17 protein-coding genes are annotated in these 18792 nt (G+C 62.7%); 6 read left to right on the forward strand and 11 right to left on the reverse strand.

The annotated features are described in order from the left end of the window. Positions 1 to 1503 (reverse strand): 2-isopropylmalate synthase (locus L995_RS03895; protein WP_047469318.1); only part of this gene is annotated, 1503 nt, incomplete at its 3' end. A 296-nt stretch (positions 1504 to 1799) separates the two neighbouring features. On the opposite strand from L995_RS03895, the gene L995_RS03900 reads away from it, so the two are divergent. Beyond that, on the forward strand, positions 1800 to 2657 hold the full coding sequence (locus tag L995_RS03900; RefSeq protein ID WP_047469320.1) for an AraC family transcriptional regulator: 858 nt from the start codon (positions 1800 to 1802) through the stop codon (positions 2655 to 2657). Positions 2658 to 2676: 19 nt separating this feature from the next. On the opposite strand, the gene L995_RS03905 is transcribed toward L995_RS03900, so the two are convergent. Beyond that, a complete protein-coding gene (locus tag L995_RS03905; RefSeq protein ID WP_016447834.1) occupies positions 2677 to 3225 on the reverse strand; it encodes a DUF3455 domain-containing protein in 549 nt (182 codons plus the stop codon). A gap of 304 nt (positions 3226 to 3529) precedes the next feature. Here L995_RS03905 and L995_RS03910 point away from each other — a divergent pair, with 304 nt between their 5' ends. The 5 genes from L995_RS03910 to L995_RS03930 all read left to right on the forward strand — a co-directional run bounded on the left by L995_RS03910 (position 3530) and on the right by L995_RS03930 (position 9257). Next, positions 3530 to 4114, forward strand: a complete 585-nt coding sequence (locus L995_RS03910) for an RNA polymerase sigma factor (protein ID WP_047469322.1) — start codon at positions 3530 to 3532, stop codon at positions 4112 to 4114. A gap of 37 nt (positions 4115 to 4151) precedes the next feature. Then, positions 4152 to 4979 carry an anti-sigma factor gene (locus tag L995_RS03915; protein WP_047469325.1) on the forward strand — a complete coding sequence of 276 codons (828 nt, stop codon included), beginning with the start codon at positions 4152 to 4154 and terminating at the stop codon, positions 4977 to 4979. Between the two features lie 232 nt (positions 4980 to 5211). After that, positions 5212 to 6150, forward strand: a complete 939-nt coding sequence (locus L995_RS03920; protein WP_047469329.1) for a DMT family transporter — start codon at positions 5212 to 5214, stop codon at positions 6148 to 6150. Between the two features lie 42 nt (positions 6151 to 6192). After that, positions 6193 to 7506, forward strand: a complete 1314-nt coding sequence (locus L995_RS03925) for a Y-family DNA polymerase (RefSeq protein WP_047469331.1) — start codon at positions 6193 to 6195, stop codon at positions 7504 to 7506. A gap of 191 nt (positions 7507 to 7697) precedes the next feature. Next, complete coding sequence (locus tag L995_RS03930; protein ID WP_047469333.1) at positions 7698 to 9257, forward strand: methyl-accepting chemotaxis protein; 1560 nt, start codon at positions 7698 to 7700, stop codon at positions 9255 to 9257. 132 nt (positions 9258 to 9389) lie between these two features. Here L995_RS03930 and L995_RS32750 read toward each other — a convergent pair whose 3' ends face one another. The 9 genes from L995_RS32750 to L995_RS31720 are packed head-to-tail and all read right to left on the reverse strand — an operon-like array spanning position 9390 to position 18340. Beyond that, positions 9390 to 10232, reverse strand: coding sequence for a hypothetical protein (locus L995_RS32750; RefSeq protein ID WP_156135979.1), 843 nt, complete (start codon positions 10230 to 10232; stop codon positions 9390 to 9392). Next, positions 10229 to 11212, reverse strand: a complete 984-nt coding sequence (locus L995_RS03935; RefSeq protein ID WP_052195749.1) for a phosphatidate cytidylyltransferase — start codon at positions 11210 to 11212, stop codon at positions 10229 to 10231. Before L995_RS03935 ends, L995_RS32750 begins: the two co-directional genes overlap by 4 nt. Continuing rightward, complete coding sequence (locus L995_RS03940; protein WP_052195750.1) at positions 11209 to 11802, reverse strand: lysophospholipid acyltransferase family protein; 594 nt, start codon at positions 11800 to 11802, stop codon at positions 11209 to 11211. Before L995_RS03940 ends, L995_RS03935 begins: the two co-directional genes overlap by 4 nt. Position 11803: 1 nt before the next feature. After that, positions 11804 to 12550: a CDP-alcohol phosphatidyltransferase family protein gene (locus L995_RS03945; protein ID WP_156135980.1), complete on the reverse strand. Its 747-nt coding sequence runs from the start codon at positions 12548 to 12550 to the stop codon at positions 11804 to 11806. A 37-nt stretch (positions 12551 to 12587) separates the two neighbouring features. After that, positions 12588 to 13136 (reverse strand): hypothetical protein, encoded by a 549-nt coding sequence (locus L995_RS34190; RefSeq protein ID WP_231574350.1) that lies wholly within the window; start codon positions 13134 to 13136, stop codon positions 12588 to 12590. Next, on the reverse strand, positions 13094 to 14116 hold the full coding sequence (locus L995_RS31705; RefSeq protein WP_231574351.1) for a T6SS phospholipase effector Tle1-like catalytic domain-containing protein: 1023 nt from the start codon (positions 14114 to 14116) through the stop codon (positions 13094 to 13096). The genes L995_RS34190 and L995_RS31705 overlap by 43 nt, the downstream gene beginning before the upstream one ends. Continuing rightward, on the reverse strand, positions 14076 to 14369 hold the full coding sequence (locus tag L995_RS31710) for an RHS repeat-associated core domain-containing protein (RefSeq protein ID WP_080649843.1): 294 nt from the start codon (positions 14367 to 14369) through the stop codon (positions 14076 to 14078). The genes L995_RS31705 and L995_RS31710 overlap by 41 nt, the downstream gene beginning before the upstream one ends. A gap of 27 nt (positions 14370 to 14396) precedes the next feature. Then, on the reverse strand, positions 14397 to 14945 hold the full coding sequence (locus tag L995_RS34195) for a hypothetical protein (protein ID WP_231574352.1): 549 nt from the start codon (positions 14943 to 14945) through the stop codon (positions 14397 to 14399). Next, complete coding sequence (locus tag L995_RS31720; RefSeq protein ID WP_156135981.1) at positions 14903 to 18340, reverse strand: phospholipase effector Tle1 domain-containing protein; 3438 nt, start codon at positions 18338 to 18340, stop codon at positions 14903 to 14905. The genes L995_RS34195 and L995_RS31720 overlap by 43 nt, the downstream gene beginning before the upstream one ends. Positions 18341 to 18792: the final 452 nt, after the last annotated feature.

Raw genomic sequence — 18792 nt, forward strand, 5'->3', positions numbered from 1 at the left:
CTCGTAGTGGTCTATGCGCAGCGCCACGCCCAGGTGCTGGCCGATGGCAGCGGCCACGGCGTCGATGGGACCGCTGCCCTCGCCATGCAGCTGCATTCGAAGCCCGTCCGTCCGCACCACTTCCAGCGCAATGCCCTGGCCCTTGGCGCTGTCGAACAGATGGTGGCTGTGGTAGCGCCAGGGATGCTGCCGGGGTGCGAGGTAGGTGGACTCGAACAGCTCCCACAGGTCTTCACTGGCCAGCTCGGCCTCGCTGGCGTCGGCCTGGCGCTGCACCACGGCGCTGAATTCCACCTGCATGCGCCGGGGCATGGTCACGCCATGGTCGCGCTGCAGCAGGAAGGCGATGCCGCCCTTGCCCGACTGGCTGTTGACGCGCACGATGCTGTCGTAGGTGCGGCCCAGGTCCTGCGGGTCGATGGGCAGGTAGGGGACGCGCCAGGGCGCATCGGGCCGTTGCGCCGCAAAGCCCTTGGCGATGGCGTCCTGGTGCGAGCCCGAGAACGCCGTGAACACCAGGTCGCCCACATAGGGGTGGCGCGGGTGGATGGGCAGGGCCGTGCATTCCTCCGCAATGCGCGCCACGGCCGCGATGTCCGAGAAGTCCAGACCCGGCGCGATGCCCTGCGTGTACAGGTTGAGCGCCAGCGTCACCACATCGAGGTTGCCGCTGCGCTCGCCATTGCCGAACAGGCAGCCTTCCACGCGCTGGGCGCCGGCCAGCAGCGCCTGCTCGGCGCAGGCCACGCCCGTGCCCCGGTCGTTGTGCGGGTGCACGGACAGCACGATGTGCTCGCGCCGCTCCAGGCGGCGGTGCATCCACTCGATCTGGTCGGCGAAGACATTGGCCGTGCTCACCTCCACCGTGGTCGGCAGGTTGATGATCATGGGCCGCCCGGGGCCTGCATCCCAGGCGCGGATGGCCGCGTTGCACACGGCCAGCGATACCTCCAGCTCGGCCATGCAGAAGGTCTCGGGCGAGTACTGCAGCACCCATTCGGTCTCGGGGTGGGCATCGGTCAGTTCGCGCAGCAGGGCGATGTGCCGCTCCACCATGGCGATGATCTCGGGCACCTGCATGCCGAAGACGATCTCGCGCCAGGCCGGTGCCACGGCGTTGTAGAAGTGCACGATGGCGCGCCGCGCGCCGGCCACGCTGTCCACAGTGGCGCGGATCAGGTCCTCGCGCAGCTGGGTGATGACCATGGGCGTCACATCGGCGGGGATCAGCCCTTCGTCGATCAGGTGGCGCACGATGGCGTAGTCGGTCTGCGAGGCAGAGGGAAAGCCCACCTCGATCTCCTTGAAGCCTATGCGCACCAGCTCGTGGAACAGGCGCAGCTTGCGCTCGCGGTTCATGGGCTCGAACAGGGCCTGGTTGCCGTCGCGCAGGTCGGTGGACAGCCACACGGGCGCCTGGCTCAGCTGGCGCGAAGGCCATTGGCGGTCGGGCAGGTCGACGGCGGGGAAGGGAAGGTATCTGGACGCGGGATTCTTCAGCATGCGGGCCTCGCAGGAAACGCTGGGTATGCAGCCACCGGATCGGCCGGCAGCCCCGCTCTCCTGGCTTCCCGGTGTGGGGAAGCTGCGCCAGGCCGGGATCAGGGAGAGTCGGTGCGAAATGCGGCGCCTGCGCAGGCGCCCGGACCCCGGCCATGGGCCAGGGATGGTAGGGAGGGCGAGGGCAGGCGGTGCATGGTGCGATGGCGGTGAATCACAGGGAACGGGTGCCAGTTTGCGGGCAGGGCATTTGTCTGTCTTTATAGAATTTCTCATTTTCTCCATGGATCTGGACAAACATGCGCACTGCCGCCGACCTTCCCGCCGTGCCCTGTGGCCATGCCGGCCTGCCTGAGCTGCAGGCTGCCGCGCCCTTGCCCGTCACGGGCGTGGCCGGTGACTATCCGGCCGGGATGGAAGTGCAGGAGCACTCCCACGAATGCTGCCAACTGCTCTATGCCGTGCAGGGCGTGCTGGAGGTGCGCGCGCGCAGCGGGCGCTGGGTGGTGCCGCCCACGCGCGGCGTCTGGCTGTGCTCGGGCGTGCCGCACAGCCTGCGCATGCGTGGTGCCGTGCAGGTGCGCAGCCTGTTCGTGGATGCCCAGGCGGCGCAGGGGCTGCCGGTGGCGGACTGCGTGATCGAGGTCTCGCCGCTATTGCGCGAGCTGATCAGCGAGGTCGCGCGCTGGCCGGCGGCGCCGCAGCGCGGACAGGATGAAACGAGAGACCGGCTGGTCGTCGAACTGCTGCTGCAGGAATTGCGCCAGCCGCCTGTCGTGCCATTTCACCTGCCCTGGCCGCAGGATGCGCGCATGGCGGCTGTCTGCCGCGCGCTGGCCGAAGGCGGCCAGGCCGTGGGCCAGGGCGGTGAACGGGCTGAAAACCTGGCCGCCACGGCCGCCGACTGGGCCGCACGGCTGGCCATGGGCGAGAAGACTTTCCACCGCCATTTCCTGCAGGCCACCGGCCTGAGTTTCGGCCGCTGGCGGCAGCGCGCGCGGCTGCTGTCGTCCATGCAGGCCCTGCTGGCCGGCCGGCCCATCGTGCAGGTGGCGCTGGAGGCCGGCTATGAAAGCCACAGCGCCTATTCGCTGGCCTTCAGGCGCCAGTTCGGCATGCCGCCCTCGGCCTTCGGGGCAGGGGGCGGGCAGCCGTAGCGGCACCGGTGGCGGCGGATCAGGAAGCCTTCCAGATGATGTAGTCGGCCTGGTACTGCACCACCTGCTTTTGGCCCAGCGTGGAGCTGTTGCAGGCCATGGCCGGCGCCACGCCGCCGCGCGTGGCCACGCGCTGGATATAGGTCACGCCCTGCATGGCGCCCATGCCGGTGGCAGGTTCGGCCTTGACCAGTTGCAGGGGGATGTTGCCTGCGCTGGACGGAGCCACCGCGACCTGGGTGGCCGTGACCTTGGAGCCGTCCTGGTGCGCCCAGGTGGCGGGCGGGCCGAAGTAGCGGCCGATGACGCGGCCCTGGCGGTCCGTCAGGCGGGCATCGGGGCCGACGAAGGCCCACTCCTGCTCCATCGCCTGATCCTTCTTGGCGCGGCACTCGTAGGTGATCTGGCCGATGCCGACGGTTTCCATGGCGACCTTGTGGCCTGCGGGCACCTGCACGGCGGCCGGCAGGCCGGACTGGGAATAGCTCTTGCTCATGTCCATGGAGGAGCAGGCGCCAAGCGTCAGTGCGGCCATGGTGGCCAGGCCGAGGGGGAGGATGTAGCTCATGAGGTTCTCCAGGTCGAGGGGTTGAGGGATGTCGCCTTGGACCGCTGTCCGGGGCGCGACACACGGAATACGCAGCATGGGTGAGGTTGGATTCACCTGGGTGCAAAAAAAATTTATCCGCATCCGGTTCGCAATGTGCTGCGTATTGACCAGTGAGAGCCGGCGCAGGCCGGCAGACCGGTACCAGACCCCCTGCAGGCCACCGATATGACCCCTGCAGCCGATTGAAGGACACGACAAGCCCCCCGGGGCGGCAACGCAACAGTGCGGGCCACGGGGCCGCCCGCTCGCCCACAATGCGTGCATGGGCACCACACCAACCGACCAAGAGCTGATGGACCTTCTGGACCGCATCGCAGCGCAGGACGAGCCCGCGCTCCGCAGCCTGTACGAGGCCACCTCGTCCCGGCTGTACGGGCTTGCGCTGCGCATCCTGCGGCACAAGGACTGGGCCGAAGACGTGCTGCAGGACAGCTACCTGCACATCTGGCGCAGCGCCTCGGGCTACCGGGGCTCGCTGAGCCCGCCGCTGGCCTGGATGGGCCTGGTGGTGCGCAGCAGGGCGCTGGACTTCCTGCGCCGGCGCCGCGCCGAACGCCTGCACCTGAACGAGGAGTTCGATGAGGCGCAACTGGCGGCCCAAGGCGGCGGGAGCGATGAAAGCCAGGGCCCGCTGCAACTGGCCGAGGCCAGCGAGCAGGCGGTGGCGCTGTACCAGTGCCTGGAGCGGCTGGAAGGCCGCCAGCGCGAGGTGGTCAGCCTGGCCTACCTGCGTGACCTCAGCCACGGCGAACTGGCCGGCCAGCTGCAGTTGCCGCTGGGCACGGTCAAAACCTGGATCCGGCGCGGCCTGGAGCAGTTGCGCCGCTGCCTCTCGCGCCATGCGTGATGCAGATGACATGCTCTGAGCGGCCCAAGGATTTGCCATGAATATTTCCCGACACCCCGAACTGCTGGACCGGCTGGCCGCCGCATACGCCCTGGGCACGCTGCGCGGTGCGGCACGCCGCCGCTTCGAGCAACTGGCCCGTGACCAGGCCCCGGTGCGCGCCGCCGCCCTGCTGTGGCAGGGCCGCTGGTCGGCCCTGTCCGAAATGCAGGCTCCCGTGCGCCCCGACGATGCGGTCTGGGTCCGCATCGACAACCTGCTGCAGGCCGAAAAGGCCCGCGCCGCCCAGCCGCACCGGCGGCGCGCCGTTGATGGGCAAGGCCTGGACGAACGCGCGAAATCCGGCGTGGGCCGTGCCCTGGACTGGTGGCGCGGCGCGGCCCTGCTGGGCGCCTGCGCCACCGTGGCGGCCGTGGCCGTGGGGCTGTGGTCGCACCAGGACCTGCGCCAAAGCGGTGAGCGCCAGCTGGCCGTGCTGCGCAACCAGCTGCAGGCCGCCCAGGTCGCGCTGCAGGCAACGCCCCAGATCCAGTACGTGGCCGTGCTGGCCGACGACAAGGCCGATGCCTCCATGCTCGTGACCTTCGACCCCGGCAAGAACAGCCTGGTGCTGCAGCGCGTGGGCGACTTCCACGAGGCCGCAGACAAATCGCTGCAGTTGTGGGCCCTGCCGCCCCAGGGCGGCCCGCAATCGCTGGGCGTGCTGGGACGCGACAAGCTCGTGAAGCTGACTGCAGCGGCCGCCGAAGTCCAGGGCGTGCCTGCCCTGGCCATCAGCCTGGAGCCCAAGGGCGGCGTGCCCAGCCAGACCGGGCCCACGGGACCGGTGCTGTTCAAGGGCGCGCTGATCCGGCGCGACCTGTAGCGCGCCGCGCAGGCCCGCTCGCCATTGGCGACGGCCGTGCTGCTGCACAACGCAGCCTGCTTGCCCTGGCCAGAGCGGGGCGCGCGTGCAGCGTTGGCTGGCCGGCCTCTGTTTCGCTGCCGGGCGCGGCAGCCTTCTCCAAGTGCGTGCGCCTGGTGCCCGACCGGCGGCTATGCTGGCCGGCACTCAGTCGCCCGCGCCATGCCGGCGGTGCCTTCCCTTTTTTGCCGACATGCTTTCTTCCCTCCAAGACCTGACCTGGCTGTGGGTGCCCGTGGTGCTGTTCGCCGCAGCCGCCCAGACTGTGCGCAATACGGCCCAGCGCTCGCTGACCTCCGAACTCGGCACCCTGCCGGCCACCCTGGTGCGCTTTCTCTACGGCCTGCCGTTTGCCGGCATCTACCTGCTGGCGCTGTACCTGGGAGGGGACGGGGCCTGGGCGCTGCCCCGGTTCTCCTGGGCCTACCTGGGCTGGATCGCGCTGGGCGCCTTCTTCCAGGTAGCGGCCACGGCGGCCTTGCTGCTGGCCATGAAGGAGCGCAACTTCGCCGTGGCCGTCACCCTGTCCAAGACCGAGGTGCTGCAGGTCGCCCTGTTCGCAGGCCTCTTCCTGCACGAGCTGCCCACGGCCGTGGCCCTGCTGGCCATGGCGCTGGCCACCTTGGGCGTGCTCATCCTGTCGCTGCCGCCGCGCGGCCAGATGCTGTCGCTGTCGGCCTGGGCCAGCCGCTCGGCGCTCTACGGCCTGGCCTGTGGCGCCTGCTTTGCCATCGCCACCGTGGGCTACCGGGGCGGCGCGGTGGAACTGGCGCGGCTGGGCGAGATATCTCCCTGGCTGTCGGGCGCCTGGGGCGTGCTGATTGCCCAGCTCATGCAGACCCTGGGCCTGGGCGCCTGGATTGCGCGCACCCACGCGCAGGGCCTGCGCCCCATCTTCCGCGCCTGGCGCGTGTCGCTGCTGGCCGGCGGCATGGGCGCGGCCGCCTCGCTGGCCTGGTTCACCGCCTACGCCCTGCAAGGCGCCGCGCCCGTGCGCACGCTGGGCATGGTCGAGGTGGTGTTCAGCTACATCGTCTCGCGCCGCGTGCTCAGCGAAAGCCTGAGCCGCCAGGAGAAGATCGGCATGGGCCTGATGGTTCTGGGACTGGTCCTCATCTGCCTGCAGGGATGAATGGTCCAGGGCCTGTGGGAACAAGCCCTGCAGGCTGTATGAATGCACAGTTGCCGCAATAATGGCGGCGTGCCTGAAACGACACCCACGACACCCGCAAGCCCTGCCGATGCTGCGCCTGCGCGCCGCATCGCCCACCTGGACATGGACGCCTTCTATGCCTCGGTGGAGCTGCTGCGCTATCCGCAGCTCAAGGGGCTGCCCGTGGTCATCGGCGGCGGGCGCCGCGCGCATGACGAGGCGCTGGATACGCGCTACGCCGGGCGGCTGCACGAGATTCCGGTGGACGAGTTCTCACGCCTCAAGGACTACGTCGGCCGGGGCGTGATCACCACGGCCACCTACCCGGCGCGGCAGTTCGGCGTGGGCTCGGCCATGGGCATGATGAAGGCCGCGCGCCTGTGCCCGCAGGCCATCATGCTGCCCGTGGACTTTGCCGAGGTGCGGCGCTTCTCGCGCATGTTCAAGGAGATCATCGTCTCCATCGCCCCGCTGATGGAGGACCGCGGCGTGGACGAGGTCTACATCGACTTCACCGACGTGCCTGGCGGCCAGCGCGAAGGCGGGCGCGTGCTGGCTCGGCTGATCCAGAAAACCATCACCGACGCCACGGGCCTGACCTGCTCCATCGGCGTGGCCCCCAACAAGCTGCTGGCCAAGATGGCCAGCGAATTCAACAAGCCCAACGGCATCTCCATCGTCCAGCCCGAGGACCTGCAGACCGTCATCTGGCCGCTGGCCTGCCGCAAGATCAATGGCATAGGCCCCAAGGCCGACGCCAAGCTGCAGGCGCTGGGCATACGGACCATCGGCGAGCTGGCCGCGCAAAGCCTGCCCCAGCTCGTGCAATGGTTTGGCCGCGCCTACGGCAACTGGCTGCATGGTGCCTCCTGGGGCCGTGACGACCGGCCCGTGGTCACGCACAGCGAGCCCGTCTCCATGAGCCGCGAGACCACCTTCGAGCGCGACCTGCACGCCGTACGCGACCGGGCCGAACTGAGCGCCATCTTCACCGACCTGTGCGAACGCCTGGCCCAGGACCTGCAGCGCAAGGGCTACATGGGCCGCACCGTCGGCATCAAGTTGCGCTACGACGACTTCAAGACCGCCACGCGCGACCACACGCTGGAGCTGCCCATGGCCGATGCCGCCACCCTGCGCCGCGCCGCAGGCCAATGCCTCAAGCGCGTGCCCCTGGCCAAGCGGCTGCGCCTGCTGGGCGTGCGCGTGGGCAACCTCGTTCGCACGGCCGACTGGAACGCCACCGCCCACGACCCGCTGGCGCGCGAGCAACTGCTCAGGGGACCGGCCCAGCCCGCGCCGGACAGCGATCCCTTTACACCTCAACTGTTCTGAATCATCACCACAAATCTGGCGCACACGCTGTAAAACCATGCACCAGTTCCGAGCATGGGACTGAGGTTGCCGTGCTGTGAGATGATTTGGAAATGTGAATTTGTGTTTCCGTTTGATGGATTCCGGTGGCTTCAGTGCGCTTCGCCTTGCCATTTCACAAGAACAAGAGACATCCCAAAGGAGTGGTACCCATGCGCGTGAATTTGCCCGTCAGCCAGCTCAACTACGACTTTCCGGGCGATGAGCTGCTGGTATCCGTCACCAACACCAAGGGCGAGATCACCCATTGCAACCCTGCCTTCGTGCGGGTCAGCGGCTATACCTACGAGGAGTTGATCGACCAGCCGCACAACCTCATCCGTCATCCGGACATGCCGGCCGCCGCCTTCAAGGACATGTGGCGCACCATCGCCCACGGCTACCCGTGGACTGCCCTGGTCAAGAACCGGCGCAAGAACGGCGACCACTACTGGGTGCGCGCCAACGTCACCCCCATCATGGAAGGCGGCAGGCCGCGCGGCTACCTGTCGGTGCGAACCAAGCCCCGGCCGGACGAGATCGAGGCTGCCGAAGCCCTCTATGCCCGCATGCGCGCCGAAGCCGATGCCGGCCAGGAAACCCTGCGACTGCGTGGCGGCGAGCTGCGCCGCCTGGGCCTGGCAGGCCTGTGGGACCGCCGCAGCGACCTGGGCCTGACGGCCCGCATGGCGCTGATGCTGGGCAGCGTCGGCCTGGCCGCCATGCTGCCCGACCTGCTGGGCTGGCAGGGCGCCGCCGCCTGGGGCGCACGCCTGGCGGCCCTGCTGGCCGGTGGCGGCTTTGTGCTGTGGCGCTTCCAGCAGCGCTGCGTGGCGGGCCTGGAGCAGGCCAGCGGCTTTGCCGCCGACATTGCCAGCTGCCAGCTGGGCACCAACATGCAGCACGACTACAGCGGCCCCATGGGCGCCCTGATGCAGCGGCTGCAGCAGATCCAGATCAACCTGCGCGCCGTGGTCGGCGACGTGCGCACCGAAATGCGCGGCTTTGCCACGACGGCCCACGAGATCGCCCAGGGCAGCTTCGACCTCGCGCAGCGCACAGAATCCCAGGCCACCAGCCTGCAGCAGACGGCGGCCTCGATGGAAGAGATATCGGGCACCGTCGCGCAGACCGCCGACACGGCCCAGCTCATGGCCCATGAAAGCGACCAGAGCCGCCAGGTCGCAGGCAAGAGCGGCGCCGCCATCCAGGAAGTGGGCGCTGCCATGGAGCACATCCGCGGCTCCTCGCGCCGCATGGGCGAGATCATTGGCGTGATCGAAAGCATTGCCTTCCAGACCAACCTGCTGGCCCTGAATGCCGCCGTCGAAGCAGCCCGCGCAGGCGAGCAGGGCCGTGGCTTTGCCGTCGTGGCCGGCGAAGTGCGGGCCCTCGCCCAGCGCAGCGCCTCGGCCGCCAAGGAAATCAGCGGCCTCATCAACCGCACCGTGGACGGCATCAACGATGGCAACGCCCGCATGGACGCCGCAGGCCGCACCATCGACGGCATGGTCGACGCCGTGGGCCGCGTCAGCGACCTGGTCCACCAGATCAGCATCGCCACGCGCGAACAATCCGTAGGCATCGCCCAGGTCAACGACGCCGTGGCCCAGCTCGACTCCGTCACCCAGCAAAACGCCGCCCTGGTCGAACAATCGGCCGGCGCGGCGGGCTCGCTGCGCGCCAGCGCCCAATCGCTGGAGCGGTCGCTGGAGGTGTTTACGTTGCGGTGAGGGGAAGGGTCGGTAGGACGGTGCCGGCTTGAGGCAGGCCACGGTCAAGGCTGTGGCGGTTGCATGTAGGCCTTGAAATGTTTTGTGGTTTCGAAAGCCAGGGCGCCCGCATTGAATGATGCTTTTTTGAGTCTATCGGCAATTAATTCCGTTACTTGTGAATGTGATATTTAATTTTTCACCTGATGGAGTGAATTTAATTTTCTGATCTGCAACGTCCAAGGTGAATTCTTGATTTTTTTGGTCTACCGGGATAGTTATTGTCTTATCGAAGCCTTTGGCAAAAACTCTTAGTTGCTCTGGAATAACGGGCAAGCTACCTCTTACTTCAAGTGGAATAAATAGTTCGGATGGCCAACCAATGACGATTCTCTTTTGTAAATTTGATTTGTTTTTGTCGATATATTCAAATTCATAGTATTTCTGTGTAATGTCTAATATGTGTGGTGAATGATCGAGTATTCGCTTTAAATCATATTTATCCCAAGGGATAATGATAAGTGTCAATGGGTCTATGCTGGGTATGAACACTCTTGCTGGATAAAAATATCTATCAGTGCCAATAAATGTCTTTTTGGTGAAAATCCATTTTTCTTTTGGTATGGCTTGAGCCAGCAGCTTGTCTGCGTCTTTGAATATTTTTTCAATGTCATACATCTGGCTTGAGGATGACATTCCGTTAGGACAGTTTTCTTTTGAAAAATATGCTGAATCGCCATAACCTCCAGACTTGCACCAATGACATTGGTTGATCTTATGCTGCGCTTCTACAAGCTGGCCCTTTGCGTAGGGTGGGTCTTTGAATCCGTCATAAGGTCTCCAGATTCCACAGCCGGAAACCAGCGCAGAAAAAAATATCGCGATAACATAGGAAATCGATTTTTGGGAAAAAATATTTCTCATAATTGATGTGTGATTTTTGAAGTGAGTATAAAAATTAAGAAGATATATGGATCGATGGTCTGTCGAATTCATGCATAGGCATATCGCACAACATGAAAGAACACAGGCGCAGAGAAGACCACGGAGTCCAGGCGATCCAGCATGCCCCCATGGCCTTGAATCATCTCGCCCCAATCTTTCGCCTCCAGGCTGCGCTTGACGGCTGACAGGGCCAGACCTCCCAGAAAACCGCACAGCACGATCAATAGTGAGAGCAGTCCTGATTCAACCGGTGTGAAGGGCGTGATCCACCATAAGCCCATTCCCACCAATGCCGCGCTCAGGCCACCTCCTATCAGGCCTTCCACGGTTTTCGACGGGCTGACCTGGGGGGCGAGCAGATGCTTGCCAAAGAGCTTGCCAAACACATATTGCAGGACATCGCTCAACTGCACGACCAGCAGCAGATAAAGCAGCAGCATCAGGCTCTGGCCTTCGTAACCAGGGATCTGCAAGAGCATCAGCGCCGGAGCATGGCTCAGGCAATACACCGTGAGCATCAGGCCCCATTGGACCTTGGCACTGCGCGCCAGAAAATCCGTGGTATCGCCTGACAGTGCAGACACCGCAGGCAGCAGCAAAAAGGCATAGACAGGAATGCAGATGGAGAACAGGCCATACCAGTCCGTGCCGATCAGCCAATACTGCAACGGGATCGCTACATAAAAGCAAAGACACAAGGCAAGATGGTCTCCGTGCCGCGTCGGCGTCAGCGAGATGAATTCGCGCAGCGCAAAAAACGAGAGCATTCCGTATAGCGCCAGCGTGACGGGTTTGCCCAGCAAGAAGCTGATGACCAGAATCGCGACCATCAGCCACCAAGACCGTATGCGTGCGTTGAGGTTCTGGACCACTGGCCCGGGGCGGTAAAGCGACAAGGCCGCGCCTGTGGCGCTGGCCACGGAAAGCAGCCCCAGCAGGGAAACGAAGATCCACCAGAAGCTGTCGGGCACACGTGCGTTGGTGGCGGCCACCAACGAGGCGGGAAGGTAGTCCTGGAATGGAGTGCTCATGCCATGCTCTCCACTGCGGCGCGGGCGCGTTCCAGAAAATCCAGCCGGCTCTCGCCAGGCTGCAGTTCAACGGGTGGCCCGAACCGTGCGGTGCAGATCAGCGGCAGAGGCACCACACTGCCTTTGGGCAGGCAGCGGCGCGCATTGTCCAGATAGACGGCAATGAACTCCACTTGAGGAAAACGTCGGGCCAGGTGGTAGAGGCCGGACTTGAATGGCTGGGGCATGGTCTCCTGATGGCGCGTGCCTTCGGGAAAGAGGATCAGTGAATCACCACGCTCCAGTGCCTCATACAGCGGCTGCAACGGATCTTGCTCGGGTTGGGCGCGGTGGCGGTCTATCAGCACGGCATTGAAGCCGCGCAAGGCCAGCAGGCTGTGCAATCCACGTCCCCAGTAGTCCCGGGCGGCTACCGGCCGGGTACGGGCGCGCAAATGGCGTGGCAGTGCTGCCCATAGTGCCACCGTGTCCAGATGGCTGGCGTGATTGGCAAAGTAGACGCGTTGGCGCGACTGTGGGCTTGAGCCCTGCCAGCGCGGATACGCGCCAATGAAAATCCGTGCCGATGCGGCAAGCAGGTGCGGCAGCATTTCAGTCCCCTTTCAACAGCCTGGCGATCGCCTGGGTGCGGGCCACACAGGTCAAGAGCGCTCCGAGTGCTATGCCCCAGGCTGCAGTGCCCAGAATGAGGCTAGCAACTTCGTGGCCCAGCAGGCCCAGGCCTGCGGCCAAAAGGCAGGCCGCTGTCAGCACCGCCATGCGATGCTGCTTGGCCATCGGGCCGCGAAAATCCTGGTCCAGGCCCAGGCTGGTGCCCGTTACCCGCACATAGGCGGTCAATGCAGCCAGCAGGGCGCCCAACCACCCCAGCCAGGACTGCCCAGCCGCAGTGCCCAGGCCCAGCAGCAGCAGCGAATCCGCTATCCGGTCTGGAAACTCGTTGTAGAGCGTGCCGGTCGGGGTCTGCTTGCCCCCTTCCACGGCCACCATGCCATCCAGCAGATTGCACAGCAGGCGCAATTGCACACAGGCTGCGCAGCCAAGCCACCCTATGGGCGTCGGCAACCACACCAGCATGGCAGCGCCTGCTCCTGCAAACAGAACACTGGACACAGAGATCTGGTTGGGCGTGATCGCACACCGCGCCAGCGCCGAACTCAGCACTCGCGCCCAGCCATGTCCTCGTGCGGCGATGGGGCGACGGTGCATGGTTGGCGGCTCTGCTGCAGTCTCGGGCATACCGTTGTCCGAACTGGTTTGGGCATGGCTGGTGCTTGCCTGTCTTATGAGATCTGCATCCATCTCGTTGTGGATGGACTGAAGTTTCTTTTTCTGCATATTTCCCTCACTGAATGTTCTGTGGAGTTGCTTTTGATTAACGCCATTTATATGGCTCTGCGGTAATTTCTACCTTGTCATCTATAAATATGACAATCATTTTTAACTGAGTGTTCTCCCGGTCCGCTTGGACTTTTTCTATGAGTTCTGGAGTCAGAATAGGGGTGAGGTCTATGCGTTGTATATATGTGGAATTGGTAGGCCAAAGTTTATCGAAGATATCATTATTTTCTTTGGAGTCTTTTTCCCGATATGGTGTATTTTTTGACCAGTTTGTAAATTCCTGGCTATATGAAATCCACTCTGCCTCTACGGATTTCGGCACTCCGCCTTTAATATCTCCTGACATGAAGCTCATAATTGCTCCCTCTGTATTGCTGGGGCCTAAATAGCCAGGTATTGGCCCTCGTTTTCCATCAAAATCAAATCTTCTGGCTACCAGCGGGCGAGAGCCTTTGTTATAAAATTTCAGCGATAAGCCGAAGCCTGGTTTCCGATGCGCACAACCAATCAGAGAGGAAGCGATTGTTGAACAGAAATAGACTATTGCAGTGCGACGGTCAGTCCATAGTTTTCTTTGAGCCATTGGGCGTACTCCTTCATGTTGACGTCACCGGTAATGCGTGAAGATCCATCTGAATCCATTCCCGGCCTGGTTCTGTATATGATGAATTTTTGGCTTTCCTCAGAACTCATGCCACCAGGACTGAGCTTTTTTCTGGGAACACAGTCTTTTGCTCTTCCATTGTTATCTCTTATGCAAAAGGCACTGTCGTCAGGGGGGTCAGAATAGATGTAGCTTTTATCGTGGAGAACTGGCTCTGTTACTTTGCCCCATTGCTCAAATTTCAATTCCTTCCATGATGTCATCGTCAAGCCAGTTTTCTTGGCCTGCTCAGTGATCCAGTTCAACGCCACATTCGATAAATCTCCAGTCCCAAAACTGCCACCAATATCCGCATGGCTTCCTATGAATCCGAGTTGGATACCTCGGGTTATGCCCTCTCCTGGGAACAGGTAGCGATGCTCATTGAGTGCTACTGCGTGGAAAACATGCCGCACTTCAGAAGGAATGGCCAGTTGCCATTGATCATTGAGACGTCCATTTGCGCCAAATTGCGCCACTGTGTCCCACAATCCCAAAAAATTTAGCTCCATGCATTCGGATTTTTCTTTCCAATGCTGTTCTTTGATGCGGGTGGCAAACCGGTTCGCAAAATCCCGGCCCATGGCTGCACCACGGCTGAAACCCACGATATCGATGCTGACCTTTTTGCCGTCTGCAAACGTATGTTCCTCCATGAATTTGTCCAGATTTTTCAGCATATGGTCTACGCGCGCACGTGCGGTACTGGCGACCATGTGGTCATTCCATGGTGCTGTGATTTTGCTTTCGTCGTCATAGCGGCCCACGCCGTTCATGTACCATGATTTTCCATTGATATTTTGGTCATACGCTAAATAGAACTTATAGACATTGGAAAAAGTATCATTATCTTGTGGCGGATTGGAGTTATTAGTCCCATCAAACGCAAACAGAATCAACCCCTCCGGATCGATCCACATACCGCAGCGGATTGCCCCGCACATAGCCATAAGGATTAGGCCCATCCGGCGTGCCTAGCGGATCGGGCGTGAGGTATTGGCCCCGGTCCGGGTCGTAGTAGCGGTGCAGGTTGTAGTGCAGCCCGGTTTCGGCGTCGTGGTACTGGCCCGGCAGGCGCTGTCCGATACCTTTGCCAGTACCTGCTGCTGCCCAAGATGCGTTGCTCTGGGCGCCACGTCCTGCTGGTCCAGGGTACGCCAGCCTGCCTCTCATATGCGGAATTGCTCCGAATGCAGAAATTCATCGCCACTTATAAGGTTCAGCGGTGATTTCCACCTTGTCATCTCGAAATATGACAATCATCTTTAACTGAGTGTTCTCCCGGTCTGCTTGGACTTTTGCGATGAGCTCTGGGGTCAGAGTGGGAGTCAGGTCTACGCGCTGTACGTAATGGGGGTTGGCGGCCCAAAGTTTTCTATAGATTTCACGATTTTCTTTTGAATATCTTTCATTGTCTTGAGTATTGTTTGACCAAGCTAGAAACTCCTCGCTATGAAGAACCCACTCTGCCTCTACGAATTTCGGAACTCCACTTTTAATGTCTCCTGGCATGAGTCCCATATTTTTGCTGTTCGTTAAGCTTGGACCAAGATAGCCCGGTATTGGTCCTCTTTTTCCATCAAGATCAAATCTCCTGGTTGCTAGCGGGTGAGAGCCTTTATTGTAAAATTCCAGTGATAAACCGATGCCTGGCTCCCGATGTGCACAACCAATCAGAGAGGATGAAATTGCTGTGCAACAATAACTTATTGCAGTGCGACGGTCAGTCCGTAATTTTCTTTCAGCCATTTGACGTACTCCTTCATGTTGATATCTCCGGTAATGCGTGAAGATCCGTCCAAATCCATTCCCGGTCTGGTTCTATATATGATAAATTTTTGACTCTCCTCCGCACTCATGCCGCCAGGACTGAACTTTTTTCTAGGGACACAATTTTTTTCTTTTGCATTGTTGTCTCTTATGCAAAAGGCACTGTCGTCAGGTGGGTCAGAATAGATGTAGCTTTTGTCGTGGAGAACTGGCTCTGTGATCCTTCCCCAAGTCTCATTGCCAGATTCATCCCATTTTTTCATTTTCAAACCGCTTTCCTTTGCCTTCTCAGCGATCCAATTCAACGCCACATTCGATAAATCCCCAGTCCCAAAGCTGCCACCAATATCCGCATGGCTGCCTATGAATCCGAGTTGAGTGCCTCGGTTTATGTCCTCTCCGGGGAATAGATATCTGTGTTCATTGAGTGCTACTGCATGAAAAACATGCTGCACTTCCGAAGGAATGGCTAGTTGCCATTGTTCGTTGAGGCGCCCATTTGCGCCGAACTGCGCCACCGTATCCCACAGCCCCAGAAACCGAAGCTCCATACATGCGGACTTATCTTTCCAATGCTGTTTTTTGATACGGGTGGCAACCTTGTTTGCAAAGTCCCGGCCCATGGCTGCGCCACGGCTGAAACCAATGATGTCGATACTGACCTTTTTGCCTTCTGCAAACGTATGCTCTTCCATGAATTTATCCAGATTTTTCAGCATATGGTCTACGCGCGCACGTGCTGTACTGGCTACCATGTGGTCATTCCATGGTGCTGTAATTTTGCTTTCGTCGTCATAGCGGCCAACGCCATTCATGTACCACGATTTTCCATTGATATTTTGGTCATACGCTAAATAGAATTTATAGACGTTGGACCAAGTATCCTTATCTGGCGGTGGATTGGAATTATTGGTCCCATCAAACGCAAAAAGAATCAGCCCTTCCGGATCCACATACCGCAGCGGATTGCCCCGCACATAGCTGTAGGGATTGGGTCCATCCGGCATGCCCAACGGATCGGGTGTGAGGTATTGGCCCCGGTCCGGGTCGTAGTAGCGGTGCAGGTTGTAGTGCAGCCCGGTTTCGGCATCGTGGTACTGGCCCGGCAGGCGCAGCGGCATTTCAAAGCCCGGGGCTGAAGGTTGGGACATCACCTGCTGCCGGCCAAACGCCGTGTAGCGGGCGCGCCAGATCAACTGGCCCTGCGTGTCGGTGGCCGCTTCCACGGCGCCCAGGTGGTTGGTGTGCAGCCAGGCCAGGCGTTCGCCGCCGCCCACCCAGCGGCCCGCGATGGTGCCCAGGTCCTGCACGATGCGCCCCAGCGTGCCGGCGCCATCCGCAGGCTTGCGGCCTTGGGGCGTGTCGATGACGGCCAGGGGCCACTGGCCCAGGTGGATGTACTGGCGCGTGATGCGGCCCTGGGCATCGAGTTCGGCGCTGAGTTGGCCGGATTCGTAGAGGTACGCCCGGCTGCCTCCTTGGGCCTTGCCGGTGTGTTTGGCAATGCGCTCGCCCCGGTGGTTGTAGCGGTAGCGGGCCAGCGGGGCGCCCTGTTCGCTGACCTGTTCCAGCCGTCCCAATGCGTCCCAGCGGTAGCTGCGCGGGCCTGCCTGCAGGGGCTGGCCGTTGGCGTTGTACTGGGTGCGCTGGGTGGTTGTGTCTTTCTGGTCCGCTGCACGCTCGGCACTCCAGCGGTGGCTGCCTGGCAGGTAGGCGATGGCCCGCGTGCCCGCCTGCAGATCGCCGGAGGCCACGTTCTGCTGGTCCAGGGTGCGCCTGCCGGCCTCGTCATAGTGGTAGCGGCTGGAGCGCAGTTCCTGGCCAGTGCGCTGGACCTGGACGATCAGGCGGTCGTGCATGTCGTAGGCATGGCTGTCCTGGTGCAAAGTCTGCGGGGCTTGGCTGTAGTGGTCCTGGCGCAGCAGCAGGTTGCCTTGGCTGTCCCACAGGTAGCGCATGTCCAGCAGGGCTTGGGGCTCGGTGGGCTGGCCCAGGGCTCCGGGCTGGTCGGGCGCCGGTTCGGCTGTCGTTTGCGCGGCAGTTGCTGCAGTGGCCTGTGCCTTGGCTTGCATGGGCTCGGCCGCATGGGCCGGGGTCAGGCCTAGCAGTTGCTCTGCAATGTCCGCGGGCCGGGCGCCCAGCATCCAGTCATGGGATGTGCCAGAGGCAGTGCGTGTGTTGTTCTTGCCGGTCTGGCGGTAGACGATGCGCGCCAGCAGACCTTCGCGGCTGCGCTGATAGCGGGCCTCGATGCCGTTGCCTGCCTGCCAGCTGCGCAGTCCCACCAGGTCGCGCTCGAATCCGGTGGCAATGGTTTGCGCCGGGCTGAGCCAGCGCAGCCAGGGAGTGCGCACGCGCTGCCGCTGCAGGCCGGTGATCTGGCCATGGCCGTCGCGCAGGTAGTGCAGCCAGCTGCCGTCGGGAAGGCTGGCGGCGGAGAGTCTGCCGTGGCTGTCGTATTCGTAGTGGAGGGTGTGGTGCTGGCTGCTCTCCCCGCTTTCACCGTTTGCACCGCTTTCTTCATGGCGGGTGATGCGCTTGCGCACGCGCAGGCCCCTGTCGTTGTATTCGTAGGCCTCGCTTTGCTCGGGATGCTCCAGCGCCACCAGCCTGGGGCCCTGGTAGCGCCAGCGGGTGGTGGTGGTGCGTGGCCGCGCGCCATCTTGCGGCAGTTGCGTGATGGTCTGGCGCAGGATGCGGCCGCGCAGGTCGTATTCGTAGCGCGCCTGCTGGCCCAGGGCGTCGCGGCCCGAGACCAACCGGTCGGTGGCGTCGTAGCCGCGAATGCTCAGGCCGCTGTCGGGGCTGAGGGTGGCGACGCTGCGGCCGAAGTCGTCGTAGAACTGGCGTGCCTGCGGTGCAGTTTCAGTGCCGGCCTTGTCTGCGGCGGATGGCGGCTGCTCTGGCGCGCCGGGCTGGTAGGTCTGCACCTGGGCCATGAGGCGGCTGCCGTCATCGGCGCGGCCACCGTAGCGACCGGACTGCAGCAGGCGGCTTTCCGTGTCGTAGCGGTGCTGTGTGAAGCTGCCTCGGACATCGGCGCTCCACAGCAGGCGGCCCAGGGCGTCATGGTGCTGGCGGGTCTGGGCCGCATAGGCGGCATTGCCCGTCTTGTCCCCGTTGCCGGGCCAGCCGCCGGTGCCGGTTTCCGTGAGGTGGCCCAGCGCGTCGTAGCGCCAGCTTTGCTCTTGCAGCACGCTGGCGTCGGGGGCCAGGCTGCGCATGGCCACCAGTCGGGCCTGGGCGTCGTGGCGCAGTTCGGTGCGCCAGCCCGTTTCGTCCTCCTTGGCCGAGGGATCCCGGCTGTGCATCTGGATGATGCGCCCGGCCTTGTCATGCTCCAGCGCCACGGCGGTGCCATCGGGCTGCAGCACGCGCGTGACGTGGCTGCCGCTGCGGTCCCAGCGCAGCCGCGTGAGGTCGTTCTGCGCCGGGCTTCCGTCGTCATAGCCTGCCAGCGAGGTGGGCAGCGGCCCGTCGATGTCCACCAGCACGCTGCGGCCGTTGATCTCGGTGTAGCGGTAGCGCGTGCTGCGCTCGATGGGCGTGGCGCCGTCCGCATTGCCTGCGGGCTGGCCCTGGGCATCCAATGGGCTGAAGCCCGTCTCGGTGATCTGCAGCGGCTGGCGGCTGCTGTTGTAGCGGATGCGGATCTGGTGTTCGCGCCCGGGCACGACGCTGGGCCGGGCGATGAGTTCGGGCGCGTATTGCTTCCAGGGGTCCTTGCCGTAGCCGTAGCGCACCTGCAGCTGCGGGGCCTGGGCTTGGCCTTGTGTGTAGGCGATGCGGTACACGGCCAGCGGGCGGCCGAAGGGGTCCAGCTCGG

It is taken from the genome of Delftia sp. ZNC0008 (genome assembly GCF_000799035.1).
Lineage (GTDB): Bacteria > Pseudomonadota > Gammaproteobacteria > Burkholderiales > Burkholderiaceae_C > Comamonas > Comamonas tsuruhatensis.